Raw genomic sequence first — 17,754 nt, forward strand, 5'->3', positions numbered from 1 at the left:
TCACAGTGGCTTTCTATATATGCCCTTATACGGGTCATGATCGTCATGTCTTTTATCTGCTGGTCTTCGGCAAGTACTTTGCCGCAGAAATACTGAAGTGACCAATCCGTATTGAAACGCTCCAGCAATTGCCTGTCACTGATATTAAAGTAGGCCTTCAAAAACATGAGTGCAAACATACCCTTTGCACCAAACCAGCTTGGTGCACCCCTGCCCACCCGTTCGTCCGGAAGACAGTCGATAAGTTCGTCCCAGGGAATGCTGTCGTGGATTCTGCCCAACAATGAATTCTTGAAAAAGTTATATTTTGGAGAATATCCTTCGAAATTTTTGAAAAGAGAAAGTTGTGCCATATCTTCAGATGTATTTTATTCTGCAACCTTAAAATACAAAAAAGAAAACCCCGAAAAAAGCTTAAAACAGCCGATTTCGGGGTTTTTGTGTTATGTTTTTGTTAATTATTTAATTGAATATCAGTCAGTTAAGAATTGAGCAAGAAGCCCTAATTATTTCAAGGAATAAATCACTGTCTTGAAAAACTGTCCAAGAAATCCAATCTTCTGTTTCTTCTGCATATTCGAAATCAGAAAGAGATGATAATTTTGAATGGGAAAAAATTACTCCATAATATTTCACTGAGCTTTTTTTTCCAAAAATTATTTGATCTATGCATGTACTACAGTCAAAGTTTGAAGTAACAATTAAGTTGTAAGTTGCATCTTTTATCTCAAAATGATCTGAAAGAGATTGGAAATCAGGCTTTCCACAGCCGCTAATTAAAATTATCAAAAATCCAATCAACCACATCAATTGAATATTTTTCACTTTCTTCATTAGTTTTGTTGAAATAAAGTTTAGCCTTGTCATCGATATAATGACAATTTTTATATTCTTTTGGTAGTTTAAATTCAAAAAATACATCTTTTTCAAGGTTGCTTAAGTCAATAAATTGAATAATGTAATCTTGTCCAGGATATTGAATTCTGAAAGAATTTAAATCCCGAAATTTAAAATTATTTTGGTTTATCGCCCTTCTTGAAACCCTAACGAAATAATTTTTGCCTTCCTTCGAAAATATGTTTCTTGATATCAAATGGAAGTCATTATTGTTATGAAAAACCTCTAGGTAATGGTCTGATAAAAATTCGCTTTGGCTCATTCCAAAATTTACTCCCACAGCATTTTTATTCAATGATCCCCTATATCGGATGACTTGATAATCATCTGAATCTTCCTTGAAAATGTAAAGATTTGGATCAAGAGGAAATGTAAGATAATATTCACTTTCATGAAGTAGGATATACGGAGATTCATCACCCCAAAACAGATATTCTCTATATGGGGTTTCTTTAGGGTACTTGAAAAGTGTTTTATATTCGCCTGTAGTTAAGTTTAATTTTACTGCTAAAAAAGACTGTTCAAAAAACTCCTTCTGTCTAAGACTATAATTCGGATCCAAAGCAACCAATGTGATATAGGGATCGTATTCAATATATTCGAAATTCACTATTTGTGGATTTGAGCGACCAACAGCTACTTTTGAATCTGTTATTTTTCTGATATTCCAAGAGTCTTTAATCTTCAGGTCACTATCCAGAAGCAAAAGCTGATCATATCCTGATTCCAAAACAAATACTGAATCTTCATTTATTGGGTAAACATCTCCTAAATTTAAAAAATCAATTTCGTTTTCACCATTTTGAAACCGATTGGATTTAAGAAGTTTTCCGTTTTCATCAAATTTAAAAACAACAGCCCTAGTCATATCATATCCGAAAATCAAGGAATTCTCCAAAGCCCTAAATTCAACATTGTCAATAGAATACGCTTCATTTTCAAAGGAAATAGTTTTTTCAATAAAAAAATCAAAATCCTTAAATTCCTCACTTTTACTTAAACAACTTTGAATACACACTGAAATTATCAGGTATCTTAAAAGTGATATTTTCATTTTAGTTCGGTTAAATTCTTTGAGGATACTTAGTTTTTCAATAGGGAAATATCACCTAGAAAAAATGCAAAGGGCTTGACCAATATACAAGAAAGCCCTTTGCGATAATTCAATAATAATAAAGGTTATTGAAATAAATTTCACAAACAGGTTACCACAAGACAGGAGCCCCCTGCATCACAATGGACACACGATGTACCAATTACATCGCCATTACCATTTTTTATTTGTACAGCCGCCGCAGTCATCAAATCAGGATTATCTCCGGGAAGAGATTCGTCATTCGCTAATAAACTGGTTATACAAATTGTCATCATTAACACAGAAAATAGAAATAATAGCTTTTTCATAAATTAGGATTTTTAAATTTTTAGATGATTGGCTACATGCCATAGATAAATTTTATTTTCCCTGCGCAGTTATTTTATCATTCTTAAACATAAAACATAAAACATAAAACATAAAAAAATTAAGTTAATTAATTTAATAATCTGTAAATCAATGAATAAATTATTCTAAATATCTTTTAAACTCAATGTACGAATGGATAGAAATTCTTTCTTGAACTTAAGTGCCTTTTAGCCTTTATGGCAAAAAATAATGAGAAAAAGGTCATTTTTAGAGAAATTAAAAAAGATTACTGCTACCACCTTTCCAACCCCAACAACTTTTTCCCTAATGCTGACAATTCCGCTCTCTCATACTTGGTCTGCTCCCAATTGCGGGGATCTCCGGGAAAGGCATAACCTGTGGGAGCTACCCGGTTTTTCCAGGAGTTGATCCGCCATTCCCGTAGCTCCTCATTTTCCTCCTCGGCAGGCATCATAGATATATACTGCGCAATCCTTACCTGATCAGACCTGTTGGCGCGGATGCCATGGGGCAGCAGGCTGTTGAAGATCAACAGGTCTCCCGCTTCCAATTTGACTTTGACTATGGCATTTTCAAATTGGCTGATATCCGGCATAAATATGTTTCGGTCCTGCGGCTGTGTCAATTTCCAAGTATCATAAGTCCTGTACAATTCTGGTATACACTGAAAACCACCCATATTTTCATCCGTCTGATCAGCGAGGGCAAGCACGCCCTGCACATTTTGAGGCTTGGTTTCCGGATCGTAGTCCCAATGAATAAAGGCCTTGTATTCATGTCCGGGGCGAATGGGAAAATTCAGGTTAGCCCTGTCAATGGTCACCCAAAGCTTCTCTGTCCCCCAAATATCCGTAAAGGCCTCGTAGACTTTGGGCGCCTGTCTGTTGTTCCACAGTTGCTGGTGATTGTACACTTCTACCATTCCTGTACCCACCAGCTCTTTCATTTCCATTTCATTGTAGGGGTTTTTGTACCAGGTATCAGGGTCAGTAGGATCCTTATCCTCAAATTCCCATAAAAATGACGCGGTCTGTGCAGCCTGCTCTTTGGAAACGGCATTTTTTACCACCACAAAGCCATTGTGTATCCAAAAATCCCAGTCTTTCTCACTAAGCACCTTCAAGGGTTTCCCGTTGGAACGGTCATTAAGTTTGACTTTACTGCTTGCAGCCGTGGAGGGATTGCCGGGCTTGTCAACATGGTAAGGGTTAGGGTTTTTGTTCATGGCTGTCTTGGGTTTCTGGAAATTAAGATATTAAAAATCAATAGAATATAAAAGGGGGAAGAAAGGGTCACGATGACTAGGGTTTCCCGGGTCGGGAGGATAATTGTTTCACGCCAAGACGCAAAGGAGCAAAGAAATAGAATGATTATTGCTGAAAAACGGTAGAGATGGAATTTTCATCATAAGAGGGAAAAACCTCACCTTGTCATTTCCCTGCCTGCCGCAGGCGGGGACGAAGGAGAAATCTAAAGGAAGGCTTTAGGCAGAGAAGGAAAGGGAATTCACAAAGAACTTGTCTCAAATCAAGAGGATAATTGTTTCACGCCAAGACGCAAAGGAGCAAAGAAATAGAATGATTATTGCTGAAAAACGGTAGAGATGGAATTTTCATCATAAGAGGGAAAAACCTCACCTTGTCATTTCCCTGCCTGCCGCAGGCGGGGACGAAGGAGAAATCTAAAGGAAGGCTTTAGGCAGAGAAGGAAAGGGAATTCACAAAGAACTTGTCTCAAATCAAGAGGATAATTTTTTCACGCAGAGACGCAAAGGAGCAAAGAAAAATCGCCCGCAGATCTCGGTGATTCCCGCAGATGAAATACAATTTCCACCGCGTTTTAGCCGGTGGTGAGAGCTTGAAATCAGGCTCAACCGACTTTAGTCGGAATAATATATAAAAAGATAAAGTAAAAGTGGGTTCATGCACAACTTCACTCGGAGAACCGGGAGGAAGCTGTTGGCACAGAGAATAGCAGAGCCATTTTTTCACGGCAAAAGTATTAAATTCTTAACATGGTATGTAACTAAATTAAATCTGATTGAAACGCAGGAATAATTTACCACGTCTTGCTTAGGCAATTTAATTATCCATGAAAAAATATATTCTTATTTTATTGGTTCTAACCTTTGCTTGTTCCGATATGGCTGATGAGCAGTATTTCCTTCCTTCGGAAGTCTTTGAAGTGAATACTTTAGGCTTTAGCATTGATTGCAAGTTAAATGTCTTAAGATTTGAAGAAAGTGATATTGAAAGGCTTGAAGCTTTGGTAGGCGACCAATTTGTCATGGACCGAAGTTTAAGGGAGGGATTTAATTTAGATAGAAATAGATTTGGTGAAGCAAACATAAAATTACGTGTCAGGATAAGAAAAAAACTAGATTCCGAAGCCATCGCATGTTCTACCCTAGGCATAAGACACCCAGCTGTATTTGTGATTCATGCTGAGAGATTAGATTAGCCTGGATGCCTGCAAGGTATTTTGATCTTTGACGACGAGGGAGAGAAATCTAGTGAAATATTTTAGGTCGAAAAGGAAAAGAGAATTTGGTAATCTTCAAAAAATCAAAAACAACTACCCGAAAACCGTCATTACGATGGAAAGGTTTGAGGGCAACACATTTGAAGGGATTCGACAGGTGGACCTGAGGAGTTTTTTGGGCAAGTAACTCGAGACAAATTGTTTTATCTAAGTTCTCGCAGTCTTAAGATTGTTATTTGAAAGAGTTACTCCAAATTGATTTGAATCTCACATAATAGGGTACGTTTATCTTTTAGATCACCATAACAAGGCAGACCGTAAAATCATTTATATTAGTTTATCATTACTTAAAAAAGCATTAAAATAAAGCTTTAAACCTAGAGTCAATTCATATAATGAAAATTACACCACTCTTTCTCTTTCTTCTGACAATTTTCAGTTGCAACACTGACAATGATCATCAAATGACAATTGTAGATGATTTTGAAGAATTATCGATCATTGACAAATGGGTAAAAGATAAAGAGATTGTTTTTCTTGGAGAACCTACCCACGGGGATGGGAGCATTTTTAGTGCTAGAATAAAAATAATCAAGCATCTGGTTGAAAAACATGGTTTTGATGCGGTCATTTTTGAGAGTAATGGTTACGATGCATTCTTCATCAATGAACTAAGGAAAACTGGTCAAATAAGTCTAGACGATTTTAGACAAAGCACTTTTTCCATCTGGGGAAATACTGAAGAGCTTCAGGAATTATGGGAGTTTTTATTGGAAAATGAACATGTTGAATTTCTTGGAATGGACCATTATCCTCATAATTTGATGAAAATTCAATTTTTAGCTGATATGAAACAGGAAATTAAGCTTTCCAAAGAAGAAATCCAGCTTATTCAACCAATGGTGGATTCAATTGCTACAACCGAACTCTTGCCAAGAAGGTATTATTTGGACTCCCTTGAACTTGCCATGTTAGGTAATCTAAAATCCAGATTGAAAAATTCAACTCCATCCCTCCGTTTGCAAGAAGGGGTAGACAATTTGATTCATTTTTCAGCTTTTGAAAGTCAAGACCACCTCCAAGGACAATTTTGGCCTAAATTCAATTATCGTGACAGTCTGATGTTTGAATCATTGAAACGGCATACCAAAATACATAAAAAAGTAATCGTATGGCTGGCAAGTGCGCATGGGCTTGAAAACCCATCTTCGATCATTGATCCTGACGATCTGAGAGAAATCGGTCAAACTTATTCTGATATGGTCACTTTAGGAAAACTGGCGAAATCCCATTTTGGTGACAAGATGTTGAACCTTGTATTTTCAGCATATAGCGGTAGTTTTTATGATTTTATAGATAAGAAAGAGATTGAATTCCGCTTGGACTCTGTTCCTAATCTTGAAAAGTATGTAATAGAAAAAAACAAATCCATAACACTGGTGGACTTGAGAAAGATAGATTCAGTCTTTTTCAGTGGAATATTGGGTTTTGAGTATATTCAGGCCAATTGGGGTAAAAACTTTGACGGAGTATTCATAATCCCAGAGGTGAAAGCCAGCAAGCGATTAGATTAGTCCTGATCTCTGCACGCCATTTAGGCCTCTTACCCCACCTTCCCTTTCCAATAAGCCCGCAGAGCTGGTAATTTGACTGGTCGTTTGGACAAGGTAAGCAATGTCACCGTGATCACCACAAAAAATGTCCCCAGCCAATCCATTCCGGTAAATGTCACCCCCAGCCATGCAACCGCCACTAAGGCTGCGGACAGCGGTTCAACAGAACAAAGCAGACTGGCTGTCTGTGCCCCAATACTATTCAAAGAAGCCAGGAAGATGGAAAAAGGAATGACCGTACCCAAAAGAATGATATAGGCAAATGCCAAAAAAGTACCCACATCCCATGTCCCGGATAGGTACCATGGATTGCTGGCCAGTAAATAGATTAATCCTCCGATAAACATCCCCCACCCTGTTACCGTGGGTGCAGAAAACCTCCTGAGCAATTGTACAGGTTGTATGGTGTAAACAGCCAAAGATATGGCCGAAAGCAATCCCCACAGCAGGGCCTCTTCCGAAATCACCAAAGCTTCAAAGCTTCCATGAGTTACCAGAAGAAAAGTACCGGTCAGGGCCAGAGCCAAAGCGATATATTCATTCGGTTTGGGAAGCCGTCTTAATTTGACCGCATAAAACCCGACTACGAAAACCGGCCCTACATACTGTAAAACTGTTGCCGTCGCGGCATTGGAAAGACTGATACTGTAGAAATAGGTAAACTGTACAGCGACCATTCCAAGTGTGCTGAAAATCAAAATTTCCCATATATCTCTTTTTTTGCGCCATATCAGCCTGGCATCGGAATTTTTTCTGAAAATGGCAAATGATAGTAAAAGGGAGCCGGCAATTACCATCCTCCAGCACACCAACCAGGAAGGAGAAACCCCCTTTTCTTCAAACAAATATTGTGCACAGGTACCTGATACCCCCCACATAACAGCTGCCGATAGGGCCATTATATACCCCAGTGCAAGGGGATTATTTTGATTTTGCATCATACATTCAGCAAAGAAAGCAAAAATATTAAAAAGGTAAATTTCAATTTACCTGCCTAGCCTCTACCATGCTCACGTTGTCCGACGGTTGCGACGTCGGACTCTTAGTGAAGCCGCATTTTGCGGCGATTATCAATACAAGGAAATATTGACCAAACCCTTGATCCCCGTGTAATCCCTTGCCGAACTGAAAAGGTAATGATGATCTTCTTCTACAATCATCGCCCTAACTGGATTTTGGTGGATGTAAATAATTTTTTGTTCAAAAAAACTGGCAGAAGATATCTCAACTGGGTGAAATCCATTTTTCCAAAATCTGTAATCTTTTACTTTGGGAGAAATATTCTCTTTATACTTAAGGTGGTTAAGAATCCATTCAGCCCTTGATTCTATGGATTCCTTTTCCAGGCTTTCCAAAACTTTACGTGCAACATGACTTTTAAAATCTCTCAAAATATCGCTCAACCGAAATGGCTCAATCGCTCTGGCAAGAAGGTGTAGATGATTTGTCATCAAGCATCAAAGCGGCTTGTTTTTTTTATGATAGGCTTTTCTGAGTTTAGCTGAGGATGGAAATTTGAAAAGTGTGTAGGCGAGAAACCCACAGCTCAATTATTTCGGGACACCAACATAATACAAATCAAAGCCGCCCTTACCTCCCGGTCTGTTGGATGAGAATATCATCAGGTTGTTTGTATAACGCCTAGAACCTGAAACTATGGGCCTGTATTCGTCAAACTCTGAATTGATGGGATGTCCAAAGTTGATGGGATTGGACCAGCCATCTGCTGTTTTCTTGGCAAAATAGAGGTCATAACCTCCCAATCCTCCCGGTCTGTCTGAGGCAAAAACCAGTTTTTCACCCAATACAAAGGGCATATGGTCATTGGAATTACTATTGATGGACAACTTCCTGACTTCTTTGGGCGAGGTATCTGCCAGAAATTCCAGAGGAGTCATCCCAGAAGGTATATCCACTTCATAAATATCAAACTGCCCGTCTTTATCTGAGCTGAAAAGCATTTTTTCCGGTATTCCATCTCCGTTCACATCTCCCTTTTTAAATTCTCTTCCGAAAAAGCAGGGATACAATTCGTTGGCTGAATGATCCAATATCCGGAAGTAAGGAATGGTTTTATTATTTAAAGATGTGATAGGCTTTTCTGAAACTGCTATTATTGAATAAACTCCTTCATGCTTTCGTGAAAACAATAAAGCGATATTATCATTTGCTTCTTTATAACTGTAGGGACCCTTTTCATCAGCAGAAGTCACAGTACTTTCAGCCAATTTTTTAATAGAATTATAGTCAGGCCCTTGAAAATTTGGAGTTCTTTCATGTATGGAAAGAAATCCTTCTTTTTGATCCCAAAAAACATTGATATTATAAGTCAATAAACTAAAATTGTTGGAAAATGGACCAGGTCTATTGGTAGAAAAAACAAATTCAATTCCATGCTCAAAAAAATGGGCATTTGAATTGATATCATCTGAGGAAGAATTTACAAACTCAAGGTTAACAGGTATCTCTGGGAAGGTACCGTTGGGATATTTTACTCTATCACAATTGGAAAATAGAATTATAATTAATATGAAGAGTATTTTATTTTTCATCTGATTCCTGTTATCATCCTTAAATCATTGTTGAAGTTCCTACTAGAGCCATTTGGTTGAAAAACACCTGAGGCATAAAAAGCGTTTGCACCACCATCCCATCCCCAGTTCATAAAGAAGTATGAAAAGTGCCATTCCACACAGCTATCAGTATCACAGTTATATGACTTATAATTATGCGTTCTGTAACCATCTGAAGTCCAAATATGCCATTGTAACAAATTGTCCCGGCCATAAAAAATGGCAGGATATCCTTGGGAAATCTCATTCCTAAGAAGTACGGGATTAAATGTAGATATACTTCCATTTGACTGCATGCCAATGACATTAAGTGCAGTTCTAATATCCCATGGATAGGTCATGCCATTACATCCAAACCAATTAAAAGTTGTCCCAGCCATTGTTGCTGCCTGCAACATGAATTGAGCTAAATTTGTCTCCCCTTGAGTTATTGGAGCACATTTGTTCCAAGAGAATTGCGGCATTGTTGAATAAAAAGTCTGGCTTCTTCTATAGTGCCAAACCGTCTGGGCTATGGCAACCCCACCACAACCAATTGGACTTCTACCACATTCACAGTTCCAAAGACCCGGAGCAAAGTAATTGGATATTCCTGATTGTCCCCAGGAAATCTGATTGCTGTAAAGTGGCCCATTTTGATTTAAAGTAAAATAAGGACTGCACATAAACTGACCATATTCATACCACTCATAGCAATTGGTATTGGATGCAATATTGCCAGCATCTTCCCAAATTCTTCCCATTGGATCAAAATCCTGTGTGTATTTTTTCCACTCACCATAAACGATTGGATGCACACTTTCAACTCCCTTTAATTCCTCTTCTATTTGCTCCATGGTATTGGCAAACCAGACCTTTAAACCATTCACTTCATTTAAGTCTTCCTTGCTGATGCTCCCTGTGGGTGAAAAAGCCAATACAGGCATAACCCTCGAATCCCCTGATAGAATCATAAAACCGTCTTGGTCATTGACCAAATACACTTCGTAAGATTTGGAATCATCCAACTTGACTTTTTCTAATTCTTTAATTTTCACAGAACTCGGAGCGATTCTGGCAGATAGTACACTGGAATCCGTCGAAAAAAAACTTACTGCAGTCTTCATTGCCAGATCTTCTGAAATTGAAAAATCTTTTAGGTCTTCTTCAATGTGTTCTTGTATGATCTCACTTATCTCCATGCCGGTATTACACCCGGCTAACAAAATCACTAACAAAATCCTATTTAAGAAAAAGAAGATTGATTGATTGATTGATTCCATTTTAAAAATATTTTTAAGGTAATTAAATATAAAAAATAGTTTTTAAATATTCCAAATAATTATTGTTTATAATAATATAATTATTAAAATTTTTCTCTGATTTCTCTGAAATAAACTTTGAATAATTAAACTTTACTAATTTCAATTTTGATTAGTAAAAACAAAGTAAAGTTTAGATAATCTCTTCTACATTATTTTCGCTACATGCGGGGTTTAATTTTTTCTTTGCTCCCTTGCACTTTTGCGTGAAACCTTTCATTATTTCTCGCAATGACGCAAAGTTACTTTTAGGTCATCAAAAACCTTATTCAATTCGATTGATCATACTACCTTTAAAGGACTGATATCAGCATTTATAGGAATACGCCAGTGCTTCCCTTTTCCCTTGTTGTCTTAATTATTCTTTCGACTGAAGTCGGCGTGAGAGCATCTTAGGATATGACCACGGACTAAAGCACGGTGAAAAATATATCATCTGCGGAATCAGCGTTATCTGCGGGCCAAATTCCCTTGGCGCCTTGGCGCCCTTGCGTGAAACCTTTCATTATTTCTCGCAATGACGCAAAGTTATTTTTGGGCTTTCAACAAGCTTATCTTTTACGATTGATCATAAACCCGCTAAAGGCCTAGTATCGGCAAATAGAGGAATGTGCCAGTTGCCAGCTGCGCCGTCGGACTACTGGTACAGCCGCATTTTGCGGCGAGTATATAAGATTAAGCCACAGGCTTACATATCAGGAATCAGAAGACAATGCCTCTGGATAACTGAGTAAATCTTCTGCCTAGCTTCCACAATGCATACCATGCCTCTTTTACCTTTCCACCCTTATCTGTCTTCTGATCAAACCTTCTTTGTAGCGAATATGAAGGTAGTAGAAACCGTTTTTGAACTTCCGGGTATCCAGACTTATCTTTTCACTGATACCGGATTGACTGAATAATATTTTACCACGCTGATCATAAAACTGGACATCAAATCCAGGGTCGTCTCCTTCTGTGCGTTTTACCTGTGGGTTCCATTGTACCTGCAGCTCCTCATCCGCCGGATTGGGGAAAGTCAAAAAGCAAAGTTCACACCCCCCACCCCCAGGACATGAGGGTTCTGTATACATACTGACAGGTTTCCAATCACTCCATGAACAGCCATTGTGTATCCTTACAGACACCCCGGCATCGTACACCGGAGGATAGGGCGGGGATGGAATGTAATTATTAAAATGTATCCAGAAATACCCGTGGCTCACTTCTGTATAGTGGCCGTTGACTACCTGTACTTCATATTGGTACCATGGTTCATTGGGGCCTGGGTGGAAACCAAAGGTCTGATCCGGACAGACATAAGGGGAGGATTCAAAAGGTTCCAGACTGATAGCTGAGGTAGGGATGGGACCCGTGGCTGTAACGAAAGTCTTATGCACCTCCACATCTCCGCAATCGGTAGTGATGGTGGCTGTAAGCGTAACCTGTCCATTTCCCTGAGGGGTAAGGTTTACGCTGTTGCCGCTTCCTGAAATACCCACCATTCCTGCCGGACTGGCCGACCAACTGACCGTGCTTCCCACAGGGGAATTCTGAAGGGTGAAGGTATTGGTGGAGCAGAGGAAGTCGGGGCCTGAGATCGGTAAGGTTCCAATGGCAGCGCATACTGCAGAAAAAGCATTAGCCCGTCCAAAACCGAATTCATTACTTCGACCATTAACATAATTATAACCACCTGCCTGATCTGCTGCATTTGTTATCAAATCAAAGACCTGAAGGTAGGTTAAATCAGGATTTATTGAGAGAACCAGCGCTGCAATCCCGGCAATTTGCGGAGCAGCAGCGGAAGTTCCACCAAATCTGCCGGTATAAGCCAGAAAATTTGGTCCTGCATCCGGCATTTGCTCTCCCCAAGGTGGAGGATTGAAAGTTTGAGTTTGTGGTACTCCAGGCACAAGAAACTGTGGATAGGGGTTGTAACCAGCATTGCCCGGAATATCGATGGTCCACATTTCCAGTGTCTCACCTGCTATACCACCAGGTGTACCTGGTGGGTATGCGGCTGGAGGATAAGCCCTATGAGAAGGGGCAACTATATCGATCATTTGATTATTGGGGCTTTGAGGATTGCTGGTAGGGCTGTAATCTGCCTGAAAATCATCTCTGTCTGATGCCCCAACCGTAAAAACCCCGGGTATATTGACATTTGCAGGAAATGCAATTACTCCATTAGCATTCTCTGTATGCCGGGCAGTATTTCCTGCCGCAAATATTACTATACAGCCACGATTATTTCTTCCTGTTACTACGGCATGTTGAATAGCAGTAACAATTACTGGATGAAGATTTGGGCTTGGGGCTTCATTTGGATTTTGAGGCAAATATCCCCAACTGTTGGAAATAATATCGGCCCCATTATCTGCAGCGAATTGTATGGCATCGGCCACCAAATTAGGCATAATACCCCCTCCATTATTATTAAAAATCCTAACAGGCATAATTATTGACTCCGGAGCGATGCCCGCTATCCCTTCATTATTATCCCTTGTTGCACCAATTATGCCTGCACAACTATTCCCATGATTTAGGTTATTTGCCGGAGAAGGATCATTGGCATTACCATCTGCAAAATTACTGCCCGGTAATCGTAATTGTCTCGCATTAGGCAAATCCGGATGATTAGGTGTAAGCCCATCATCTAAAACAGCTATTATTAAATCGGCACTACCCTGCGTAACACCCCAGGCTTCCGGAGCATCGATATCTGCATCAGGCGTTCCTGCACTGCCCTGAGCCGGATTAAACACCTGGCCGGTATTGTGTAAATAAAATTGGTTTTGGAAATAGGAATCATTTGGGAGCGCCTGAAATCTTTTTGCACTTACTACAAAATTCGGGTGGGAAAATGTAGTCAACCCACTCTCCTGTATCTTATTGGCCATTAGCAAAGCATCACCTCCTCTCGGCACCCTATACAGATCATAAATCCGTGTTGATTTGACAAATATCAAGCTCAGTTCATTAATCAGGGAGTCAAGTTCAACTGCACTAGCCTCCTTCTTTTTATTGATGACAATTTCTTCACCTATACCCATTTCGAGACCGGAAGGTTCCCGGTAAACAGGTTGTAATACATAAACTCCCGGATCGGCATTTAGTTGGTTAAGAAGTTGCTGTCTGCCTTGGGCGTTGGGAAGCGTGATGAAAAAATTTCTCTCATCAAACCGGTCAATAATTACCTGATTTTTATTGACATCTAAAACATCCATAATGTTTGAGCTTTCAATTGTAGTATCAAAACTTACCAGAAATTTACTTTCAGATTTTTCCAACCTAATCCTTTCATCGAAAGCATAGTAAAAATCGTCTTCACTCTGGATAAACCCCATTAGGATGATGACGGTGGGTAAAGTAAATATCAAAAGTATGATGAACAGTTTTTTCATGACTCTAAATTTATATTGCTATAAATCAATTTTTTCAGTAGATAGTATAATTATTTGGTATTTGTATTTAAACCCTGGAGCGAAAATTGAACCATGACAAAGTGGAAAAACCATCTCTTCATCCCTTGCTATGCGATAACTAAATCTGATTTTAAAATCAGGATTACCTTCAGTAGCCTGCAGATCAAAGACGTATTGCCACTGCCAATTATCAAATATGCCTGAAGGAAATTCTACAATATTTTCAGGAAAATTGTAGGTAAGCAAGGTATCGGTTGGAGTAGCAATCAAAAGACCTTCACCATTTTCATATGGTTCTCTTGTCAAGCAAGGGTCAAAGCCAAAAATATATCCAGTAGTCTCAAAAACCCTAAGATCATCATCCTCCACGCAGCCAAATCCCAACACCACCAATCCAATAATCAGCGAAATCATCATGGCCCTGTTTTTAATTTTTTCCATCTTTTTACCTGTATTATATTGTGTAAAACTATAACCACCCCATAATCTCTTAAATCTAAAGTAGATCCATTAGTGAATTGGAGTCTTGTTCAGTAAGTTCCCCTATATCAGATAAGGATAAATAATTTTCACCCGTCTCATCCACTTCCTGACAGCCTGCACTGAAGGCTATTAAAAAAAAATGAAACCAATAAAAGAAGGACTCTTCCAAATTCTCTTTTTTCTACAAATTCCATTTAACTTAAATTTAATCCAGTTCTATTTTAACTTTACTAATACCATCAAGGTAAAGACGAAAGAAAAAACCAACCTGCTACAAATTAAAACCAGTCATTTGAAAAAGTGATTATTAGTTTTAAAATTTCTGAGAAAGTAAGAGTAGAAAATTGACTTTTGAGAATGTTAGTGAAATAGTCTGTAGATGAGCATTTTATCCAATTGAACTTCACCTTGTCCGACGGTTGCGACTTCGGACTACTGGTACAGCCGCATTTTGCGGCGAGTATATAAGTATAAAGATTAAGCCACAGGCTTACATATCAGGAATCCGAAGACAATGCCTCCGGATAGCGGGGTAAATCTTCTGACTAGCCTCCACCATGCACCACCATGCCTCTTTTACCTTTCCACCCTTATCTGTCTTCTGATCAAAGCATCTTTGTACCGAATATGGAGGTAATAGAAACCGTTTTTGAACTTCCGGGTATCCAGACTTATCTTTTCACTGATACCGGATTGACTGAACAATATTTTACCTCGTTGGTCATAGAACTGGACATCAAAACCAGGGTCGTCTCCTGCTGTGCGTTTTACCTGTGGGTTCCATTGTATCTGCAGCTCCTCATCCGCCGGATTGGGGAAAGTCAAAAAGCAAAGTTCACACCCCCCACCCCCAGGGCATGAGGGTTCTGTATACATACTGACAGGCTTCCAATCACTCCATGAACAGCCATTGTGTATCCTGACAGACACCCCGGCATCGTACACCGGAGGATAGGGCGGGGATGGGATGTAATTATTAAAATGTATCCAGAAATACCCGTGGCTCACTTCTGTATAGTGGCCGTTGACTACCTGTACTTCATATTGGTACCATGGTTCATTGGGGCCTGGGTGGAAACCAAAAGTCTGATCCGGACATACATAAGGGGAGGATTCAAAAGGTTCCAGACTGATGGCTGAGGTAGGGATGGGACCCGTGGCTGTAACGAAAGTCTTATGCACCTCCACATCTCCGCAATCGGTAGTGATGGTGGCTGTAAGCGTAACCTGTCCATTTCCCTGTGGTGTAAGGTTTACGCTGTTGCCGCTTCCTGAAATACCCACCATTCCTGCCGGACTTGCCGACCAACTGACCGTGCTTCCCACAGGGGAATTCTGAAGGGTGAAAGTATTGGTGGAGCAGAGGAAGTCGGGGCCAGAAATGGTGGCGCTGACACATTCGCAAAGACAATTCGCATTAGCAACGCTATTCCTGATCACATTTCCAGGTTGAAGACCAAAGCCTAAGTTAAAGTTAACTCCTACGTTTTGTAGTGCACAATAACTCATTATGGTTCCACCTCCCGGGGGAATACCAGGATTTGGGCAGGTGCCACAACCATGATTTTCCGTTCCACCGCATCCGTCAATTGCGGTACAATTGCCATTCCAAACACAAGCCTGAGTATGTCTTGAACCAAACAGATGACCAAGTTCATGGGCAACAATGAAGACTGGATAACTAAAAAACAGGAATAACTGAGTAATTGATATGGTCATTAAACATTGATACCGAAAGTCTCTCGGAAACATTGGAATTACAAAGGCCATCAAACCCAGCTGCAAAACCCGAAGGTGTATTTCCAGATCCTCTGAAAGTCAGCAACTGACCCAAATCTCCATTGAAAGAAGTTCTATTTGCCTGAAATTGATTTAATAGAGTATTTGCATCTACTGCTGTATATGGATCCGTATTGGTCCATATAAAAATCTCCGAAAGTCTAATTTCTACATTTTCATTTTGATAAAGAGCTGCTACTTGATTGAAAAGCCCTGCTACGTAAGTTTCGACTGCGTTTGTACTGCCTCTGTTCAGGAAAATATCATGTTCTGTTTCGATATAAATTAAGGTACAGACATCCTCAGAGTTTACTGAATGTTTGGATGGCTGCGATAACACCTCTGGTTTAAAACCAGCAAAATCATGGGCATGATCCACACCGCAATCAAATCCTGATTTGTCTTTTAAATTATTTTCGTTGAAAAAAACATATTTACCGCTTTTCTTGTCCAAGGAAAGGTTGAAATTGCCTTTGTCAGTAGCTACGATCCCCATCACCTCATCCTTCAGGAAGCTGATGGCCACGATACTGGCTGAGTCATTCTTTACTATTCCTCGGTAATGACGGATTTCCTGGCTAGAAGGTCGACGTTCTCCATCACTGGTCACCACTTCATAATGATAAAAGGAGTCTGGAACTTCCAACAGGTCCAATTGGATTTGACCATCTTTAAGGGGAATCAACATAGTAATGCCCGTACTTAAATCGTCATATACGGTTTTATCAAATAGGAAAGATTCGATTCTCTCAGGCTTTTCAAAGTGGTCAAGAATCTCCCTATCATTTGGGGCTTGTCGAAAGGCCTCTGGTATCACCGTGAAGTACACCTTGTCTGCCTTTGCTTCTTGTATCCTTTCATACAACAGGTTTTCCTGGCAAAAAACTTCAAAAGAGAACAAAATAAAAACAGCAAAGGGAAAACAGTAAAACATTTTTCTCATAGTGGTTTAATTTTGGGTTAATGATTTTTCAATCCTGATAAATTGCCTCATTGGGCCGTCAAGGGGCGTTATATCCATTGTCATTTTTGTGGTCCCTATAAGAATTGCCCATCTACTATATTCACCTATTTTTATCCCTCTCATTGTGTTTGCACCTGAGTTATAGGGATCCCAAATAAGTTTGTAATTATATTCTCCTTCAGAATGTCCTGCTTCCTCAACATCGCTAAATACTTCCAGAATGCCATCTGGTTTGAAATGGTATATGATACTATTGCAGGAATAGTCGATGGTGTCAAGACTAAATCCTGGCCTTTCCCATATCATTTTCCATTTCCCCACCACATCATCTTCCGGCCCGTCCACAGCCTCCACAGAACAATTAAGTTCACCTTGGGGCAATGCATCTTCCTGACAGGCCCCAAACAAAATCATACTTAAAAACATCAGTGCAAAAATTCCTTTTCTAATGAATCCAAATTGAGTTTCCATATTGCCTTCTTTTTAATCCCAAACTAATTATTTATTCTCCCTTCAAATCCATGACGCATCCAAAAACCAACCTGCTACAATTTAAAACCAATCATTTGAAAAAGCAATTATTAGTTTTAAAATTTCTAAGAAAGTAAGAGTAGAAGATTGGCTTTTGAGAATGATAGTGAAATAGCCTATAGATGAGCATTTTATCCAATTAAACTTCACGTTGTCCGACGGTTGCGACGTCGGACTCTTAGTGAAGCCGCATTTTGCGGCGGAAATATATACTTAAGCCAAAGGCTCTTTTATCAGGAATCCGAAGGCACAGCCTCCGGATAGCGGGGTAAAGCAAATGAATTCAACCTAACTAATTT

At 39.5% G+C, this 17,754-nt stretch carries 16 protein-coding genes; 2 read left to right on the plus strand and 14 right to left on the minus strand.

Annotated elements, in window-relative coordinates; genetic code table 11:
* The 5 genes from EGN73_RS20370 to EGN73_RS20390 form a co-directional block, all read right to left on the minus strand.
* The coding region (locus EGN73_RS20370; protein ID WP_219293789.1) for a transposase at nucleotides 1-353 on the minus strand (353 nt) is incomplete at its 3' end.
* A 124-nt stretch (nucleotides 354-477) separates the two neighbouring features.
* Nucleotides 478-834 (minus strand): hypothetical protein, encoded by a 357-nt coding sequence (locus tag EGN73_RS20375; RefSeq protein WP_219293791.1) that lies wholly within the window; start codon nucleotides 832-834, stop codon nucleotides 478-480.
* Nucleotides 773-1,951 carry a hypothetical protein gene (locus EGN73_RS20380; protein ID WP_219293793.1) on the minus strand — a complete coding sequence of 393 codons (1,179 nt, stop codon included), beginning with the start codon at nucleotides 1,949-1,951 and terminating at the stop codon, nucleotides 773-775. Before EGN73_RS20380 ends, EGN73_RS20375 begins: the two co-directional genes overlap by 62 nt.
* A 140-nt stretch (nucleotides 1,952-2,091) precedes the next feature.
* On the minus strand, nucleotides 2,092-2,301 hold the full coding sequence (locus tag EGN73_RS20385; protein WP_219293795.1) for a hypothetical protein: 210 nt from the start codon (nucleotides 2,299-2,301) through the stop codon (nucleotides 2,092-2,094).
* A gap of 293 nt (nucleotides 2,302-2,594) precedes the next feature.
* Entirely contained in the window at nucleotides 2,595-3,548 is a 954-nt protein-coding gene (locus EGN73_RS20390) for a phytanoyl-CoA dioxygenase family protein (protein WP_219293797.1), read from the minus strand.
* A gap of 866 nt (nucleotides 3,549-4,414) precedes the next feature.
* Here EGN73_RS20390 and EGN73_RS20395 point away from each other — a divergent pair.
* Both EGN73_RS20395 and EGN73_RS20400 read left to right on the plus strand, forming a co-directional pair.
* Complete coding sequence (locus EGN73_RS20395; RefSeq protein ID WP_219293799.1) at nucleotides 4,415-4,783, plus strand: hypothetical protein; 369 nt, start codon at nucleotides 4,415-4,417, stop codon at nucleotides 4,781-4,783.
* Nucleotides 4,784-5,268: 485 nt separating this feature from the next.
* Complete coding sequence (locus tag EGN73_RS20400) at nucleotides 5,269-6,378, plus strand: erythromycin esterase family protein (protein WP_219293801.1); 1,110 nt, start codon at nucleotides 5,269-5,271, stop codon at nucleotides 6,376-6,378.
* Nucleotides 6,379-6,407: 29 nt separating this feature from the next.
* On the opposite strand, the gene EGN73_RS20405 is transcribed toward EGN73_RS20400, so the two are convergent.
* The 9 genes from EGN73_RS20405 to EGN73_RS20445 form a co-directional block, all read right to left on the minus strand.
* Nucleotides 6,408-7,358 carry an EamA family transporter gene (locus EGN73_RS20405; RefSeq protein WP_246611687.1) on the minus strand — a complete coding sequence of 317 codons (951 nt, stop codon included), beginning with the start codon at nucleotides 7,356-7,358 and terminating at the stop codon, nucleotides 6,408-6,410.
* Nucleotides 7,359-7,487: 129 nt separating this feature from the next.
* Nucleotides 7,488-7,868 carry a hypothetical protein gene (locus EGN73_RS20410; protein ID WP_219293803.1) on the minus strand — a complete coding sequence of 127 codons (381 nt, stop codon included), beginning with the start codon at nucleotides 7,866-7,868 and terminating at the stop codon, nucleotides 7,488-7,490.
* 99 nt (nucleotides 7,869-7,967) lie between these two features.
* On the minus strand, nucleotides 7,968-8,969 hold the full coding sequence (locus EGN73_RS20415; protein ID WP_219293804.1) for a TolB family protein: 1,002 nt from the start codon (nucleotides 8,967-8,969) through the stop codon (nucleotides 7,968-7,970).
* On the minus strand, nucleotides 8,966-10,252 hold the full coding sequence (locus EGN73_RS20420) for a Spi family protease inhibitor (RefSeq protein WP_219293805.1): 1,287 nt from the start codon (nucleotides 10,250-10,252) through the stop codon (nucleotides 8,966-8,968). Before EGN73_RS20420 ends, EGN73_RS20415 begins: the two co-directional genes overlap by 4 nt.
* An 812-nt stretch (nucleotides 10,253-11,064) precedes the next feature.
* On the minus strand, nucleotides 11,065-13,677 hold the full coding sequence (locus EGN73_RS20425; RefSeq protein WP_219293806.1) for a S8 family serine peptidase: 2,613 nt from the start codon (nucleotides 13,675-13,677) through the stop codon (nucleotides 11,065-11,067).
* A gap of 18 nt (nucleotides 13,678-13,695) precedes the next feature.
* Entirely contained in the window at nucleotides 13,696-14,139 is a 444-nt protein-coding gene (locus EGN73_RS20430; protein WP_219293807.1) for a hypothetical protein, read from the minus strand.
* Between the two features lie 618 nt (nucleotides 14,140-14,757).
* Nucleotides 14,758-15,951, minus strand: a complete 1,194-nt coding sequence (locus tag EGN73_RS20435) for a T9SS type A sorting domain-containing protein (RefSeq protein ID WP_343207149.1) — start codon at nucleotides 15,949-15,951, stop codon at nucleotides 14,758-14,760.
* Nucleotides 15,863-16,903, minus strand: a complete 1,041-nt coding sequence (locus EGN73_RS20440) for a M12 family metallo-peptidase (RefSeq protein ID WP_219293809.1) — start codon at nucleotides 16,901-16,903, stop codon at nucleotides 15,863-15,865. The genes EGN73_RS20435 and EGN73_RS20440 overlap by 89 nt, the downstream gene beginning before the upstream one ends.
* A 6-nt stretch (nucleotides 16,904-16,909) precedes the next feature.
* A complete protein-coding gene (locus tag EGN73_RS20445; RefSeq protein WP_219293810.1) occupies nucleotides 16,910-17,395 on the minus strand; it encodes a hypothetical protein in 486 nt (161 codons plus the stop codon).
* Nucleotides 17,396-17,754: the final 359 nt, after the last annotated feature.

This window comes from Arthrospiribacter ruber (genome assembly GCF_019343195.1).
Taxonomy (GTDB): domain Bacteria; phylum Bacteroidota; class Bacteroidia; order Cytophagales; family Cyclobacteriaceae; genus Arthrospiribacter; species Arthrospiribacter ruber.

Coding starts and splice junctions, on each gene's coding strand:
- EGN73_RS20375 (WP_219293791.1), bottom strand. CDS start 834: ATGAAGAAAGTGAAAAATATTCAATTGATGTGGTTGATTGGATTTTTG.
- EGN73_RS20380 (WP_219293793.1), bottom strand. CDS start 1,951: ATGAAAATATCACTTTTAAGATACCTGATAATTTCAGTGTGTATTCAA.
- EGN73_RS20385 (WP_219293795.1), bottom strand. CDS start 2,301: ATGAAAAAGCTATTATTTCTATTTTCTGTGTTAATGATGACAATTTGT.
- EGN73_RS20390 (WP_219293797.1), bottom strand. CDS start 3,548: ATGAACAAAAACCCTAACCCTTACCATGTTGACAAGCCCGGCAATCCC.
- EGN73_RS20395 (WP_219293799.1), top strand. CDS start 4,415: ATGAAAAAATATATTCTTATTTTATTGGTTCTAACCTTTGCTTGTTCC.
- EGN73_RS20400 (WP_219293801.1), top strand. CDS start 5,269: ATGACAATTGTAGATGATTTTGAAGAATTATCGATCATTGACAAATGG.
- EGN73_RS20405 (WP_246611687.1), bottom strand. CDS start 7,358: ATGATGCAAAATCAAAATAATCCCCTTGCACTGGGGTATATAATGGCC.
- EGN73_RS20410 (WP_219293803.1), bottom strand. CDS start 7,868: ATGACAAATCATCTACACCTTCTTGCCAGAGCGATTGAGCCATTTCGG.
- EGN73_RS20415 (WP_219293804.1), bottom strand. CDS start 8,969: ATGAAAAATAAAATACTCTTCATATTAATTATAATTCTATTTTCCAAT.
- EGN73_RS20420 (WP_219293805.1), bottom strand. CDS start 10,252: ATGGAATCAATCAATCAATCAATCTTCTTTTTCTTAAATAGGATTTTG.
- EGN73_RS20425 (WP_219293806.1), bottom strand. CDS start 13,677: ATGAAAAAACTGTTCATCATACTTTTGATATTTACTTTACCCACCGTC.
- EGN73_RS20430 (WP_219293807.1), bottom strand. CDS start 14,139: ATGGAAAAAATTAAAAACAGGGCCATGATGATTTCGCTGATTATTGGA.
- EGN73_RS20435 (WP_343207149.1), bottom strand. CDS start 15,951: ATGGCCTTTGTAATTCCAATGTTTCCGAGAGACTTTCGGTATCAATGT.
- EGN73_RS20440 (WP_219293809.1), bottom strand. CDS start 16,903: ATGAGAAAAATGTTTTACTGTTTTCCCTTTGCTGTTTTTATTTTGTTC.
- EGN73_RS20445 (WP_219293810.1), bottom strand. CDS start 17,395: ATGGAAACTCAATTTGGATTCATTAGAAAAGGAATTTTTGCACTGATG.